16 protein-coding genes are annotated in these 14908 nt (G+C 53.7%); 9 read left to right on the top strand and 7 right to left on the bottom strand.

Annotated elements, in window-relative coordinates; genetic code table 11:
* Positions 1-186 precede the first annotated feature (186 nt).
* From VSQ30_RS18030 to dnaA, 7 genes are all read right to left on the bottom strand, one after another.
* Positions 187-987: a ParB/RepB/Spo0J family partition protein gene (locus VSQ30_RS18030; protein WP_334466175.1), complete on the bottom strand. Its 801-nt coding sequence runs from the start codon at positions 985-987 to the stop codon at positions 187-189.
* Positions 988-1065: 78 nt separating this feature from the next.
* Entirely contained in the window at positions 1066-1503 is a 438-nt protein-coding gene (locus VSQ30_RS18025; RefSeq protein WP_334466172.1) for a GNAT family N-acetyltransferase, read from the bottom strand.
* Positions 1504-1633: 130 nt separating this feature from the next.
* Positions 1634-2350 (bottom strand): 16S rRNA (guanine(527)-N(7))-methyltransferase RsmG, encoded by a 717-nt coding sequence (gene rsmG, locus VSQ30_RS18020; protein WP_334466169.1) that lies wholly within the window; start codon positions 2348-2350, stop codon positions 1634-1636.
* A 3-nt stretch (positions 2351-2353) separates the two neighbouring features.
* Positions 2354-4237 carry a tRNA uridine-5-carboxymethylaminomethyl(34) synthesis enzyme MnmG gene (gene mnmG / locus VSQ30_RS18015; RefSeq protein ID WP_334466166.1) on the bottom strand — a complete coding sequence of 628 codons (1884 nt, stop codon included), beginning with the start codon at positions 4235-4237 and terminating at the stop codon, positions 2354-2356.
* 35 nt (positions 4238-4272) lie between these two features.
* Positions 4273-4485, bottom strand: a complete 213-nt coding sequence (locus VSQ30_RS18010) for an RNA-binding S4 domain-containing protein (protein ID WP_334466163.1) — start codon at positions 4483-4485, stop codon at positions 4273-4275.
* Positions 4486-4643: 158 nt separating this feature from the next.
* Entirely contained in the window at positions 4644-5747 is a 1104-nt protein-coding gene (gene dnaN / locus VSQ30_RS18005; protein ID WP_160642876.1) for a DNA polymerase III subunit beta, read from the bottom strand.
* A gap of 480 nt (positions 5748-6227) precedes the next feature.
* Positions 6228-7538 carry a chromosomal replication initiator protein DnaA gene (gene dnaA, locus VSQ30_RS18000; protein ID WP_160642877.1) on the bottom strand — a complete coding sequence of 437 codons (1311 nt, stop codon included), beginning with the start codon at positions 7536-7538 and terminating at the stop codon, positions 6228-6230.
* Positions 7539-7907: 369 nt separating this feature from the next.
* Between dnaA and rpmH the strand changes: the two genes are divergently transcribed.
* From rpmH to VSQ30_RS17955, 9 genes are all read left to right on the top strand, one after another.
* Complete coding sequence (rpmH, locus tag VSQ30_RS17995; protein WP_009064849.1) at positions 7908-8042, top strand: 50S ribosomal protein L34; 135 nt, start codon at positions 7908-7910, stop codon at positions 8040-8042.
* A gap of 216 nt (positions 8043-8258) precedes the next feature.
* Complete coding sequence (rnpA, locus tag VSQ30_RS17990; protein ID WP_160642878.1) at positions 8259-8612, top strand: ribonuclease P protein component; 354 nt, start codon at positions 8259-8261, stop codon at positions 8610-8612.
* Positions 8606-8851 carry a membrane protein insertion efficiency factor YidD gene (gene yidD / locus VSQ30_RS17985; RefSeq protein WP_334466156.1) on the top strand — a complete coding sequence of 82 codons (246 nt, stop codon included), beginning with the start codon at positions 8606-8608 and terminating at the stop codon, positions 8849-8851. Before rnpA ends, yidD begins: the two co-directional genes overlap by 7 nt.
* Before the next feature lie 100 nt (positions 8852-8951).
* The gene (gene yidC, locus VSQ30_RS17980; RefSeq protein ID WP_334466153.1) at positions 8952-10016 is read left to right on the top strand and encodes a membrane protein insertase YidC; all 1065 of its coding nucleotides are present in this window, start codon (positions 8952-8954) and stop codon (positions 10014-10016) included.
* Between the two features lie 40 nt (positions 10017-10056).
* Complete coding sequence (gene jag, locus VSQ30_RS17975; RefSeq protein WP_334466151.1) at positions 10057-10878, top strand: RNA-binding cell elongation regulator Jag/EloR; 822 nt, start codon at positions 10057-10059, stop codon at positions 10876-10878.
* 74 nt (positions 10879-10952) lie between these two features.
* Positions 10953-12326, top strand: coding sequence for a tRNA uridine-5-carboxymethylaminomethyl(34) synthesis GTPase MnmE (gene mnmE, locus VSQ30_RS17970; RefSeq protein WP_334466148.1), 1374 nt, complete (start codon positions 10953-10955; stop codon positions 12324-12326).
* A 127-nt stretch (positions 12327-12453) separates the two neighbouring features.
* A complete protein-coding gene (gene recF, locus VSQ30_RS17965) occupies positions 12454-13581 on the top strand; it encodes a DNA replication/repair protein RecF (RefSeq protein WP_334466145.1) in 1128 nt (375 codons plus the stop codon).
* A 3-nt stretch (positions 13582-13584) separates the two neighbouring features.
* Positions 13585-13842, top strand: coding sequence for an extracellular matrix regulator RemB (gene remB, locus VSQ30_RS17960; RefSeq protein ID WP_334466143.1), 258 nt, complete (start codon positions 13585-13587; stop codon positions 13840-13842).
* Between the two features lie 92 nt (positions 13843-13934).
* Entirely contained in the window at positions 13935-14840 is a 906-nt protein-coding gene (locus VSQ30_RS17955) for an NAD-dependent epimerase/dehydratase family protein (protein ID WP_334466140.1), read from the top strand.
* Positions 14841-14908 lie beyond the last annotated feature (68 nt).

The following is a 14908-nucleotide window of genomic DNA, read 5'->3' as shown; positions in this document are numbered from 1 at the left end:
CGCATAAGGAGTTTATAGTTCACGCAGTTCAAAAGAGGCAGAATACCTCTTTTGAACCAGGCGGCTCAGCCGTTCAACTTAAAAATTGGGATGTACCGATTTTTAAGTGCGTTTACGATAAAAAAGCAAGAAAGCCGCGGCATTGCTGCCCCGGCCTTCTCTGTGGGAAATGAATAAGGGAATGGGTTAAACTTGTACTCTGGTTAATTTAGGAATGCGCACTGTACACTCGATGTACTCCTCGGTTTCCTTCTTTTCTGTGTGCGCCTGGATGCCCGCGGTTTTCATAGCGTCCACCGCGTGGTCGATGGTGTTGATAAAGAGCCGGATATCTTTTGCCACAAAGGTTCGCCTTGCTTTACCCTTTTGCTCTTTTGGCTTCATAGATTCCGCCACAAGGGCTTCTGTTTGGGAAACGTTCAGTCCCCGGGCAATAACCGTATGCAGGATTTTCCGCCTTATCTCTATATCGTCTATACGCAGCAGCGCCCTTGCGTGGCGCTCTGTCAGGTTGTTTGCAAGTATGTCATGCTGTTCCTCAGCGCTCAGCTTTAAAAGCCGCACCTTATTTGCCAGATATGACTGGCTCATACCCAGGCGCCTTGCGGCCTCCTCCTGGGTTATGTTCCACTCCCGCAAGAGGCTTGCAATGGCAGCGGCCTGCTCGAACATTTGCAAGTCCCGGCGCTGGACATTTTCCAGCAGGGCCAAAACCGCGCTGTCCTCTGGCTCGCAGTCCGCCAGGATAGCAGGGATTTCTTTTATCCCGGCCAGCTTGCAGGCGCGCAGCCGCCTTTCCCCTGCCACCAGATAATACGTGCCGTTTTCCCGGCGCACTGTCACCGGCTGCAAAAGGCCGTTTTCTATAATGCTCTGGGCCAGGCCTTTCAGTTCTTCTTCCTGGAACACCTTTCTGGGCTGGGAGGGGTTTGGCTGGATTTTGGCTGTAGGCAGTTTCATCAGCTTAAGCTTGTCCTTAAAAAACATCTGCCGCCCCCCTTTCGTGTCTTTATTCTATCACGAAAGACATGCATGGTTTGCTGAAAAATGTCGGCTGGAAAAAAATTACAGGTATTTTTTAAAGCCTTTTGCCTCTATAAAGCCCAGGGCATGATAAAACTTGTGGGCGCCTGCCCGTTCCAGGCCGGAGACAAGGATTTCATAGTGGCAGTCCATTTCCCTGCCCCAGCGTTCAATTTCTGCAAACATCTGCCTGCCCACGCCTTTTCCCTGATAAGCTTCCAGCACCGCCACATTCTCTATCAGCAGGATGGGCCTGCCGTCATCGCAGATATCTTCAAAAACTACTCCCAGCAGACTGCCGCAGAGAGTGCCTGTTTCGGGGTCAAAGGCTGCCAGCAGGTATTTCTGGGGATCCTGCCGCAGCTTTTCTATTAAGCTTGCCATTTTTTCCAGATTCGTGCTTTTCTCGCTGATAACCTGCATAACTTTATCCATTGCCTCTACATCGGAAGCAATGGCTTCCCGCATACTATACTTCATGCTATTTGCCATTATGATACAGGATACGCATAAAGAAAAAGGAAGGGCCTTTCTGCGTCCGGTATCAATCCTTTCCCTGTATTTTTATCACTGTCAAAAAATATGAATCTAGCTTGCCTGATATTCCCCTTTACAAGGGATGTTTGGTGATGGTGCCGCCATGACGGGGATACCCTTTGGGAGTAAAGCTTTTTTTCTGCACTACAATCAAATTCCGCTCCCCGGCATCAAATTCTGTTACTGGCGCCAGCCTCACTTCATCACCTCCCAGAATATGCAGGGCGTTTCCAGCCGCTGCCAGCTCCTCCCCTGCTCCAGGGCCTTTCATGGCTATAAAGAAGCCTTTCATCTTTACCAAAGGCAGGCAGTATTCACAAAGCACAGGCAGAGGGGCAACAGCCCGGGCTGTTGCCATATCAAAGCTTTCCCGCAGCTTTTTATCCAGGCCCGCTTCCTCCGCCCGTTTATGAATACGGGTGCTGGAAAGGCCTAAAGCTTTGCAAACTTCTTCCAGAAAAATCAAACGCTTATTTAAGCTGTCCAGCAAGGTAAGATGAATGTCAGGCCGCATAATTTTCAGAGGAATGCCGGGAAATCCCGCCCCAGTGCCTACGTCTATCACCTTTGCCCCTTGCTTTATAGAACATGCCGGCAGCAGGCTTAAGCTGTCCAGAAAATGCTTTTCCACAATTTCTTTTGGTTCTGTAATAGCGGTCAGGTTTACTTTTTCATTCCATTCCAACAAAAGTTCCATATAACGCTGGAAAGCTTCAGCCTGCCTTTCTCCCAGCTTTATGCCCATGTCCTTTGCCCGCTGCCGCAGCAGGCCGCGGATGTCTTCCGCCATGCTTCATTCCTCCCTTGCCTTTCCATTTTCAGATGCCAGCCAGATGAGCAGCACAGAAATATCTGCCGGGCTTACGCCAGAAATCCGACCTGCCTGCCCAATGTTCTCAGGCTGCACCTGATTCAGCTTTTCTACCGCTTCCAGGCGCAGGCCCTTTAAGCCGGCGTAATCCATATTCCTGGGCAGAGCTTTTTTCTCCAGCCGCCGCATTTCTTCAATGGAAGCCTTTTGCCTGCGGATATACCCCTCGTATTTCAACTCAATCTCCACATTTTCCAGCACAGCATAAGGCAGGCTGGGACGGGTTGGATCTACCGGCTCTAAATCCGCATAGGTGATTTGAGGCCTGCGCAGCAAATCCGCCAGGCGCACCCCTGTGGCGACAGGGGATGTTTCACGTGAAACAAGTATGCTGTTCAGGGCTTCGCTGGGCGGCAGGGTGGTGGAAAGGGCACGCTTCAACTCAGCCTTTTTCTGTTCCTGCTTTCTGGTAAAGCGTTCCCAGCGGCTGTCGGATATCAGGCCGATTTCCCGGCCTATAGGGGTTAGCCGCTCGTCAGCATTGTCCTGGCGCAGCACCAGACGGTATTCCGAACGGGAGGTCATCATCCGGTAGGGATCGCTTGCCCCTTTGGTGATTAAATCGTCAATCAGCGTGCCAATATAGGATCCGGCCCTGTCCAGTACTAGCCGATCCTTCCCCTGGAGTTTCCGAGCCGCGTTAATTCCTGCTACTAAGCCTTGGGCGGCAGCTTCCTCATAGCCGGAACTGCCATTAAACTGCCCTGCTCCATAAAGGCCGGGAAATGCCCGGAACTCCAAAGACGCATCTAACTCTAAGGGATCGCAGCAGTCATACTCAATAGCATAGGCTGTGCGCATAATCTGCACCCGCTCCAAACCAGGGATAGTCTGATAAAAAGCCTGCTGGACTTCCTCAGGCAGGGAAGAACTCATGCCCTGCAAATACATTTCCTCTGTGTGCAGGCCGCAAGGCTCAATAAAAAGCTGATGGCGGGGTTTATCCGGGAAGCGCATGATTTTATCCTCAATGCTGGGGCAATACCGGGGGCCAATGCCTTCTATCATGCCCCCGTAGAGAGGGGAACGCCGGATATTTTCCAGAATAACCTGCTTTGTCTTGTCATTTGTCCAACTGATGTGGCAGACTGTCTTATTCTGAAGCGGCTCTTCCGTATCATAGGAGAAGGGCACCACTGGCTCGTCTCCAAGCTGCACCTCCAGGCCGCTGAAGTCGATGGAAGATTTCAGCACCCGGGCAGGAGTGCCCGTTTTAAACCTGCGCAGGGAAATCCCCAGCCTGCGCAGGGAATCGGGCAGAAAGGCAGAGGGGAACATGCCGTCGGGGCCGCTTTCATAGGACACCTCTCCCACAAAGATTTTACCGCCTAAAAAGGTGCCTGTGCAGAGGATGACAGCTCCAGCACGGTATACGGCCCCCAGCCGGGTGGTCAGCAGCCAGACCTCCCCTTCCCGGCGCAAATCCACCACTTCTCCCTGCTTCAACTCCAGGTTTGGGCACTGCTCCAGTTTATGCTTCATAATTTGGGCATACTGGTTCCGGTCTATCTGGGCACGGAGCGAATGGACAGCCGGACCTTTACCCAGGTTCAGCATTCGGCTCTGTAAAGTGCAGGCGTCTGCCGTCCGGCCCATCTCCCCACCCAGAGCGTCTATTTCCCGCACCAAGTGCCCCTTTGCCGTACCGCCAATGCTGGGGTTGCAGGGGCAGTTTCCCACAGCGTCCAGGTTGATGGTGAATACTACTGTATGTGCCCCCAGCCGGGCGGCGGCAAGGCCCGCTTCGATTCCCGCGTGGCCTGCACCCACAACTGCCACATCTATAGTCCCCGCCTCATAAGTCATAGCTGCGCCTCCTTTCAAAGGCAGTTCCAGCACTGCTATTCCGCTGCCACTGCAAAACTTTTTCCCCCATAAGAAACCGCGTCACCAGGACGCAGCTTTTTGCCCCGCATAGTGCAGATATCTCCATTTACCTCCACTTCGCCGCCTTGTATTACAAATTTAGCCTGGCCGCCTGTGTCTACCATGCCTGTCAGCTTTAAAAAGGAATCCAGGCGGATAAATTCTGTTGTTATCTGAATAGTTTCCAAATGTATCTTTCCTTTCTTTGAAAGCCGCGAGACGCTTCTCACCTGCCGCCCTGACGGCTCATGGCAACCGCCCCGCACTCCGCAAATGCTTTTTCAAAAAAGTTGATTCTAAAACCCACTGCAAAAAAAGCGGCCCCAAAGGAGCCGCCTTTTTACAATCAATCGTTCTTCAAGCGCACTGGCAGCACCAGAAACAAGAAGCTTTCCCCTTCCTTGGGCATAACTTTCATAGGGCTTAAAGGCCCGCTTAACTGCACCCGGACCTCGTCGCACTCTGTATTGCGCAGTGCGTCCAGCAGATAACGGTTATTAAAGCCGATTTCCACATCGTCTCCGGTCAGGTTTACCTCCAACTGGTCGCTTGCCCGGCCCATGGAGGTTGTACACAACAGCTTGATTTCATTCTGGGAGAACATACAACGGATTGGGCTTTTCAGCCTGTCTGTAATCAAGAGGGAAACACGCTCCACGCTCTCAATGGCCTCCCGGGTGCGCATGACCACCTCGGTTTTGCCATCCGCGGGAATAGCCGCCTTGTAATTTAAAAATTCCCCTTCCAGCAGGCTGGAAATAACGGTATAGTGATCGGCATTGAATAAAATATGCCTGCTGCCTACAGATATGGAGACAGATTCCTCCGCGTCCTTTAAAAGCCGCAAAAGCTCGGAAAGGGTTTTCCCTGGCACCACAAAGGAAAGATCCGCGTCAAAATCCACCTGCTCTGTGCGCTTGGCTAAGCGGTAGCCGTCTACAGACACTACGTCCAGCCTGCCGCCCTCCAGGCTGAACAGGCTTCCCTGGTGGATAGGTTTAGCATCGCTTTCTGCTACGGCAAACACAGTTTGCCGGATCATGCTTTTCAGCACATGAGCGGGAAGCTGAATGGCAGTGGCGTCTGTCAGCTTGGGAAGCTCTGGGAACTCCACAGCAGGGATGCCGATAATGGAAAACAAGCTGTAACCGCTTTCAATGGAAGCCATGTTTTTCTCGTCTACGGCTACTGTAATAGAATCATCTGGGGTGCGGCGCACAATATCGGAAAATATCTTGGCACTGAGCACAGACTTTCCCGGTTCCTCTACCTGGGCGGGAATAGTAGTGGTGATGCCCAGCTCTAAATCATAAGCGCAAAGCTCCAGCTCCCCTTCCCCGGCAGAGAGCAGGATGCCCTCTAAGGCGGGAATGGAGGTTTTCGTGGAGACTGCCCGCTGAATGTTGGACACAGCTTCTGTGATGTGGCTTTTCTGTACGGTAAATTTCATAAACGCATAGCCCTTCTCTCTATAATAAAATTTCATTGCCTGCTTTTATCCAGGAACAGCATTCCGCCTTTTCGTATACGCCTACCCGGCAGTTTTCCACTTGAAGTCCTTTTCCCGCTGTAAGAAGGAAATCCCTTCTCCTATTCTTTCTTTATATGTGTAGATTTAGAAGTAATAGTAGGGGCTGTGGAAAAGTGGAAAAAGGGAAAATTTGGCATGACAGCGCGGTTTGCTCTCTCAAGATTTTCCAAAAGCCCATGTGGAATGATTTTGCGGCTTGTGGAAAGGGAAAGTTATTTTCCACGGCCTGTTTATACGCTGTTAGTGGAATGTGGTGGAAACTGTGGAAAAGCTTGTCCCGGCTTTTTGGGATTGTGGAAAGTTTTCCAGGGGGCAGGAAGCCTTATCCGGATGGGATTCTTAAGAAAATGATTCTCTATAAGCGGGTTCCAAGGGGGGCCTTTGGTCACCGGAGGCCTCCTAGCGGCTGCGGATGTTTTTAATGATATCGTCTACTGTGTCCCGGGTGCGGGGATCCCGCTCCAGCTTTGACTCCATCTGGCGCAGGGCATATACAATAGTAGAGTGATCCCGCCCGCCAAAGGTCTGGCCGATTTCCACCATGGACATCTGGGTAATTTCCCGCACAATATAAATGGAAACCTGCCGGGCAGTGGAAATCACAGAATTGCGCTTTTGGGAGCGGATGTCCTCCGGGGCCACCAGATAAGTGCGGGCTACCTCTTCAATAATCTTGTCCACTGTGACAGGGGTGGGCTGGCTGTTGTTCATAATGTCGCTGATGGCTGACTGGGCTGTAGCCACATTGATGGGCTTGTTTTCCAGCAGGTGGAAGGCCCGCAGCTTCTTAACCGCCCCTTCTAATTGTCGCACATTGCTTTTCAGGCGGTTGGCAATATATTCGCTGACATTTTCCGGAATGGTGAAATCCATGGAAGCGGCTTTCCTGTTGATAATGCTGATCCTTGTCTCATAGTCCGGCGGCTGGATATCTGCCGTCAGGCCCCACTCAAAGCGGGTTTTCAGCCTGTCCTCCAGGGTGGCAATGTCTTTAGGAGGCCTGTCCGAGGTGAGGATAATCTGCTTTTTCGCCTCGTGCAGGGTGTTGAAGGTGTGGAAGAATTCCTCCTGGGTGGAGTTTTTCCCGGCGATGAACTGCACGTCGTCTATCAGCAGCAGATCCGCACTGCGGTATTTGGCCCGCAGGGCAGCAGTGGTGCCCCGGGCAATGGCGTCTATAATTTCATTCGTGAAGTCCTCGCTTTTGACATACACCACGCTGCGATCCGGGAAGTTCCGCATAAACTCCTTGGAGACAGCGGAAAGCAGGTGGGTTTTCCCCAGGCCGGAGTTCCCGTAAATAAAGAGGGGATTGTACAGGAGGGCAGGCTTTGCCGCCACAGCCTGACAGGCCGCGTGGGCAAAACGGTTGGACGGGCCTACCACAAAAGTGTCGAAGGTCAGCTCATAGCTGTCGTCATCCGGCGCCGGGGTTTCCTGTTTTGCAGGAGCGTCTGCCTGGGGCACCACCAGGGAAAGCTGGATAGGCGCGCCGAAAACGGACTCAAAGGCCCTGTTCAGCACATCCGCATAGCCCCGCAGCAGGGTCTGCATGTGAAACTCGTTGGGAGCCTCAATGGTGGCCACATTGTTTTCAAAATCAAGGGATACGGGCTTTAAACTGCTGAACCAGGTTTTATAGGCCACGCCCGTTATCTGGGACTTGCAGTATTCGCAAATCAGCTCCCAAGCTTGCTCAAAAGAATCCAAAAGTCATACCCTCCAAAGCTATCCCCCGAAAAAGCGCCTTCACCCAGGGAAAAGCCTTTGCAGGGCTTCTCCCGGCGCTGGGGATGTAATTTCCCGAAATATATACCAGTATACCATACGGCAGTTTCTTTTTCAAATTTTTTTGCGCGCTTCCTTGTTTTTTCCACATACACAATATCCTGTGTGGAAAAGGAGAAAAGCCGCGAATGGCGGGCAGATTTTGAAGAGGAACAGGGGAAAAGCGGGAAACCCCCGCAAAAAAACCTTTTTTCTCCTGGGTAAGGGAAAAAATTGTGTTGACATAAAGGGCGGATGTAAGGTATAATGCTAAATTGCAAGGGAAAGCAGCCCGAAAGGAGGGGTTTACCTATGCTGAGAACCTATCAGCCCAAGAAGCTTCACAGGAAGAAGGAGCATGGCTTCCGGAAAAGAATGTCCGACAGGAACGGGCGCAAGGTGCTTGCACGCCGCAGGGCAAAAGGCAGAGCACGTCTTTCTTATTAACCCAGCAGGGCGGCCTGAGCAGGGGATTTCTGCCCCTTTCCGGCAAGTTCCAGAGACAGAGTATTTTGGCGGATGTGGGGTTTTAAGTTCCTGCCGCCTGAGCCTTATGCCCTTAAAGGTCACCCTGGTGTGGCCTTTCTTTGTTTATGCTTTTTTCCTGCCGGCAGGGAAGCCGGCACTCTCTTTACCTATTCTTGTTATGTCATGGCGGTTTTTATGGAAAAGATACTCCCCATCACGCGCAACAATGATTTCCGCAGGGCTTATAAAAGGGGAAAAAGCCATGTGTCCCCCCTTTTGGTGGCTTATGTGCTGAAGAACCGCCTAGGCTGTACCCGGGTGGGCATTACCACCAGCAAAAAAATCGGGAACGCTGTGGTGCGCAGCCGCGCCCGCCGGGTACTGCGGGAGGCATACCGGGGGCTTATTGGCCGGGTAAAGCCGGGGTATGATCTGGTGTTTGTGGCCCGGGGCCGCACGCCTGCCGCCAAAAGCACCCAGGTGCAGAGGCATATGGAAAGGCAGCTTATGGCTGCCGGTATCCTGGAGGAAGGGGAAAAGCCATGCTGAAAGCAGCCCTCTTAGGGCTTATCCGCTTTTACAGGGCCTATATCTCCTCCCATAAGGCCGGGCCTACCTGCAAGTTTATCCCCACCTGCTCCCAGTATGGCCTGGAGGCGGTGGAACGCTTCGGCGCTTTAAAAGGCGGGGCGCTTACGCTGTGGCGGGTTCTGCGGTGCAACCCCTGGGGCCGGGGCGGGTATGATCCGGTGCCGGAAAAGAAGGAAAAGCAAAAAAGGCAGAAATAATCTCAATTTTGATGTTTACAGTACGCGCGGTTTCCTTTATAATGGACAAGGGAAGAAAGCCCGCCAAAAAGGAAGATAAAGAAGGGATCTTTAAAAGCACATGGGAATATTTAATTTTTTTGGAAGCATCCTTGGCTACCTGCTCTGGTTTCTATACACCATCTTTAAAAACTATGGCATAGCTATTATCCTGTTTACCGTTATCTTAAAGATCGTCATGTTCCCCATGAGCCTGAAGCAGCAGAGAAGCATGGCTTCCCAGGCAAAGCTTGCGGAAAAGCAGCGGGAACTGCAGAAAAAGTATGCCAACAATAAGCAGAAATATAATGATGAGCTGATGAAGATCTATGAGAAGGAGGGAGTAAACCCCAGCAGCGGGTGCCTTACTACCCTGCTCCCCTTCCCCATCATGCTGGGTATATTCTACTCTGTAGCGTATCCCCTCTCCAATACCCTGCACATTGCCAGTGAGACGGTGGCCCTCGCAACGGATTATATCTCGAAAATCCCTGGGGTTGTCTCTCTGGGAGGCTATACGGAGTTGGAAATCATCCGGAATTTTGACGTGCTCCGGGATAACCTGACCATGTTTACCCAGGCGGATGTGGCGAAAATTGAGTTTTTCTCCCAGGGCTTCCGCTTCTGCGGCCTGGATTTGCTCTCCACCCCCCAGGGCAGCGGCTTTGCTTCCCTTTTGTGGATAATCCCGGTACTCTCCCTGGTGACAAGCTTTGCCTTCCAGTTTTATACCATGCGCGCAACCGGCGCGCCCCAGGGCCAGCAGCAGGGCTGCATGAAGGTGATGATGTATGCGCTGCCTTTGATGAGCGTATACTGGTCGTACATTTTCCCGGCGGCTGTAGGCCTTTACTGGGTTATTTCCTCTCTGGCAGGCTTTTTGCAGACCCTTATTACAAACAAGTTCTTCAGCGTCAACCATATGACCGCTATGGCGGAGGCCCGCCGCGCGGCATCCCTCTATGAGGCGGAGGCTGCGGTGCGTCCCCTTTCCGCCTCTGCCCAGAAGCAGATAGCGGATAAGCTGGCGCAGTCCCCCCAGCAGGCAGAGGCCAAAGAAGGGGCAAGGCAGCAGAATAAAGGGAAAAAGAAGAAAAAAAGCTCTTCCTCAGGAGATACCACCTCCTATATGGGAAGTAAAAAGTAAGCGGGATTTGAGCCGTTATCCAGTAAAAGGAGTGCTTGACATGACAAGAGAAGCAATCGCAAAGGGCGAGACTGTAGAAATAGCTTTTGCTAACGCCTGCCGGGAGCTGGGTGTGGACACCACCGAGGCGGAATGCGATATCCTGGAAATGCCCACCAAGAAAACCCTGGGCCTTTTTGGCGGCAGTCCTGCTAAGGTGCGGGCCTATATTGAGGAGCCGGATGTGCATGATCCTGTAACAGAAGCCACCCAGTACCTGCAAAGCGTGCTGGCAGCCATGGGCCTGCCGGATGTGGGCATTGAGGTGCGCGAGGAGGAAAGCGGCGCGGCCCTTACCTTGAGCGGCGAGGATTTAGGCTTTATTATCGGGCACCGGGGGGAAACCCTGGACGCTTTGCAGTATCTTTCCTCCCTGGTGGCAAACCATGTGGAAGGGGCTTATTTCCGCCTGACCCTGGACGTAGGGAATTACCGGGAAAAGCGCAAAGAAACCCTGGAGGCCCTGGGCCGCAAAATGGCATACCGCGCTGTGAAATCCGGGCGCAATTCCTCTTTGGAGCCTATGAACCCCTACGAGCGGCGCATTATCCATACGGCTGTCCAGTCTGTGGAGGGCGCTAAGTCCTGGAGCGAAGGAGAGGATTTGGGCCGGCATGTGGTGATAGGGCCTGAGGGCGGCGAGCGCCCCCAGCGCAGGGACAGCCGCAGGGGCCAGAACGGCGGTCGCAGGAACTTTGACCGGGATCGCAGGGGGCCTCGTCCCGGCAGATCTCCCCAGCAAAGCCCTGCCCCCCGGGCGGAGGGGCCTAAGTCTGACGATCCCGGCGCGCCTATCTACGGGAAAATTGAGGTTAAAAAATAGAGTTTACAAGGGGCGGCCTATGGGCAAGCCCCTTTTCCATGAATTTATGAGGGCATGAAAGGAAGGAAAACCTGATGCACCTGGAAAAAACCATTGCCGCCATTTCTACGGCGGAAGCTCCCGGGGGAATCGGCATTGTGCGCGTCTCTGGCCCGGAAGCGCTTTTAATAGCGGACAGAGTTTTTAAGGCCAAAAACGGCGGATCCCTTTCTGAGGCCAGGGGATATACCGCCAGGCTTGGCGGGGCTTTTACGCAGGACGGGGAAAAATTGGATGACGTGGTGGCTTTGGTGTTCCGCGCTCCCAAAAGCTATACAGGGGAGGATGTGGCGGAGCTTTCCTGCCATGGCGGGCTGTATGTTACCCGCCGGCTGCTGCGGGAGGTGCTTGCTTCTGGGGCTGTGCCGGCGGGGCCGGGGGAATTTACCCGGCGGGCCTATCTCAACGGGAAGATGGATTTGGCCCAGGCGGAAGCTGTTATGCAGCTTATCGGCGCCAGCGGCGAGCAGGCTGCCCGGGCGGCCCAGGCCGCCAGCGGCGGGGCGCTGTCCCGGAAAATGAGGGGGATGCGGGAAAGCCTGAAGGGGACGGCGGCACAGCTTGCCGCCTGGGCGGATTTCCCCGATGAGGATGTGCCGGAGGTGGAAAACAAGCCTTTGCTGGAGGCCCTGGAGGGATATATCCAGGCGCTTTCCGCTTTGCTGCGGGGCTTTGAGCAGGGGAAGGCCTTCCGGGAAGGGGTGGACACAGTGATCTGCGGCAGGCCCAACGCAGGGAAGTCTACCCTGATGAATCTGCTTGCCGGGTGCAGCCGCTCGATTGTCACAGAATATCCCGGCACTACCCGGGACATTATTGAGGAAACCGTGCTGGTAGGCGGCGTGCCCCTGCGCCTTGCAGACACAGCCGGACTGCGGGAAACAGAGGATCCAGTGGAGCAAATCGGCGTGCAGGCCGCCCGGGAGCGCATGGGTACAGCCCAGCTTGTGCTGGCAGTGTTCGATTCCTCCCAGCCCCTTGCAGAGGAGGACGCTGCCCTTATTGAAACTTTGGAAAAAACGCGCTCTATTGCCGTTATCAATAAAACAGACCTGCCTTCTTCCGGCATACAGCAGAAAATTGAGGAAAGCTTTGCACACACAGCCTGCATTTCAGCGGCAACGGGCCAGGGCCTTTCCGAACTGGAAAAGGCAATTGGGCAGGTGCTGGGCACAGCGGATTTTAATCCTGCGGCAGGCATCCTTTCCACAGAGCGCCAGCGGGCAGACGCGGCCCGGGCCAAGGCAGCTTTGGAGGAAGGAGCCAGCGCTTTGAAAATGGGCATGACTTTAGACGCGGTTACAGTGTGCGTGGAAGAGGCCCTTTCCGCCCTCTATGCCCTTACCGGGGAGAACGCGGCAGAAGAAATTGTGGATGAGGTTTTTTCCACGTTCTGCGTGGGAAAATGAAAAGGATAAAATTTGTTTTCGGGTCAACCATTCCCACAGGGGATGGATCCCCTTCTTTTAAAAAGGGGTTGTGGGAGTTTGAGGGCAAAGCCCTCAGGGCCGCCCTCCGGCAGGAAAGGGATGCGTTATGTATATTACACGCCTTACAACAGAAAATTTCCGGAACCTGTCTGACACAGAACTGCTTCCCTGCCAGGGAGTCAACGTGATTTACGGCGGCAACGCCCAGGGCAAGACAAACCTTTTAGAGGCCTTATGGCTATTTACAGGGGGACATTCCTTTCGGGGTTCCAAAGACGGGGAGCTGCCCCGGCTCATGGAAACAGGAGAGGGGAACAGCCCCCGGGCTTCCCTCTCCTTGGAATTTTACAGCGAGGGCCGTATGCAGGCGGCTTCTTTGCACATTGAGAACGGGCGGCGCAGTTCTGTGATAAACGGGGTGAAGAAAAAGACGGGATCCGCCCTGGTGGGGAAGGTGCGGGGGGTTATCTTTTCCCCGGAGCACCTGCTGCTGGTTAAGGAAGGGCCTTCCCGCCGCCGGAATTTCATAGACGGGGCATTGTGCCAGTTAAAGCCCGGCTATGCAGGGCTTTTAAGCGTTTTCCAGCGGGCGCTGCTCCAGCGCAATGCCCTTTTGAAAGATTTGGTGCGCTTTCCAGAGCTTGCGGATACCCTGGATGTGTGGGACGCCCGCTTTGCAAAGCTGGGGGGCGAGGTGACGGCAGAGCGCTGGGCCTATGTTCAGCGGCTTTCCCCGAAGCTTGCGGAAATTTACAGCGGCATTTCCAAGGGCCGGGAGGAACTGGAGGTTTTTTATGCCCCTTCTGTGAAAATGGAAGGGGATATCACCCGCCAGCAGGCAGAGCAGGCCCTTCTCACAGAACTCTCCCGCACCCGGCGGGCAGACATCCGGGCAGGCTTCACCACCGCTGGGCCGCATCGGGACGATTTGGAGGTGCGCTTAAATGGGGTTTCAGCCCGATCCTTTGGATCCCAGGGGCAGCAGCGCAGCGCGGTTTTAGCCCTAAAGCTGGCAGAGGCAGAGGCCCTTTCCCAACTGACCGGGGAAACGCCAGTGGTGCTTTTGGATGACGTGATGAGCGAGCTGGACGGGAGCCGCCAGGATTATCTTTTAAACCATCTGCATGGCAGGCAGGTTTTCATCACCTGCTGCAGCCCGGAAACTGTCAGCCTGATGGAAACAGGCAGGCGCTTCCGGGTGGAAGGGGGCTGTGTGGAAACAGAGGAGGTATAAGCTGTGTATCTGCATCTGGGACAGGATACAGTAGTGCGCACCAGCAGCATTATCGGGGTGTTTGATCTGGACAACACTACAGTGTCCAAGCACACCCGGTCTTTTCTGGCCAAGGCCCAGCAGGAGGGCCGGGTGGTAAACGTGTCGGCAGAGCTGCCAAAATCTTTTATCCTGTGCGCGGAAGAAGGGGTGCAGCGGGTTTACCTTTCCCAGCTTGCCCCGGTGACGCTTTTGAAACGAAGCAGGCATTTTTTGCTGTAATAGTATTCCTGGAGACAATGGAAAGCATATATCCCAAGTAGCCCAAGCTTTTTATGTTTGGAACATAATGCTGTTAGGGAAAGGAGCAGGATATGAAAATTCTGGTAACAGGGGGCACTGTGTTCGTAAGCAAATATGCGGCCCAATATTTTGCCCAAAAGGGCCATGAGGTGTTTGTCCTCAACCGTGGCACCCGGCCTCAGGTTCCGGGAGTTACCCTGCTGAAGGCTGACCGGCACAGTTTGGGGGATATTCTTAAACCCCACCGATTTGACGCAGTGCTGGACATCACTGCCTACAGCGGAGCAGACGTGGAGAACCTCCTTGCAGGCTTGGGGGAATTTGATCAGTATATCCTCGTCAGCTCCAGCGCTGTATATCCCCAAACCCTGCCCCAGCCTTTCCAGGAGGATATGCCCTTAGGGGAGAACATCCACTGGGGCGGCTATGGCATGGGGAAGATAGAGGCGGAGAAGGTTTTGGCAGGAAAAGTCCCAGGGACATATATCCTGCGGCCGCCTTATCTCTACGGCCCCATGAACAATGTATACCGGGAGGCTTTTGTTTTTGACTGCGCGGAGCAAGACAGGCCTTTTTACCTGCCTGGAGAGGGGAAGCTGCCCCTGCAGTTTTTCCATATAGAGGATTTGTGCCGTTTTATGGAACTGCTATTGGAAAAGCGGCCTCGGAAGCGGGTTTACAATGTGGGCAATCCGAAGGCCGTAACGGTTGCGGAATGGGTTAAGCTTTGCTATGGAGCGCTGGGAAAGGAGCCTGCATCTATATCCGTGCCGGGGGATGTGCCCCAACGCAGCTATTTTCCCTTCTTAAACTATGCGTACAGCCTGGAGGTGAGCGCCCAGCAAATGCTGATGCCTGCCCTCAGAGATCTGAGGACGGGCCTGGAGGAAGCGTATAGTTGGTATAAAGAACACAAAGAGGAAGTGCGCGCAAAGCCCTTGCTGGCTTTCATAGAGGAAAACCTGAACGCAAAATAAAACAAGCACCCGCCTGCAAGTGTATCGCAGGCGGGTGCTGAAGGTTTTAGGGTCAAGCTCTTTAAAGA

The sequence above is a fragment of the Acutalibacter sp. JLR.KK004 genome (assembly GCF_036941085.1).
Classification (GTDB): Bacteria; Bacillota; Clostridia; order Oscillospirales; family Acutalibacteraceae; genus Acutalibacter.
The sequence above is the reverse complement of the archived record's forward strand: the minus strand, read 5'-3'. Positions and strand labels throughout refer to the sequence as shown.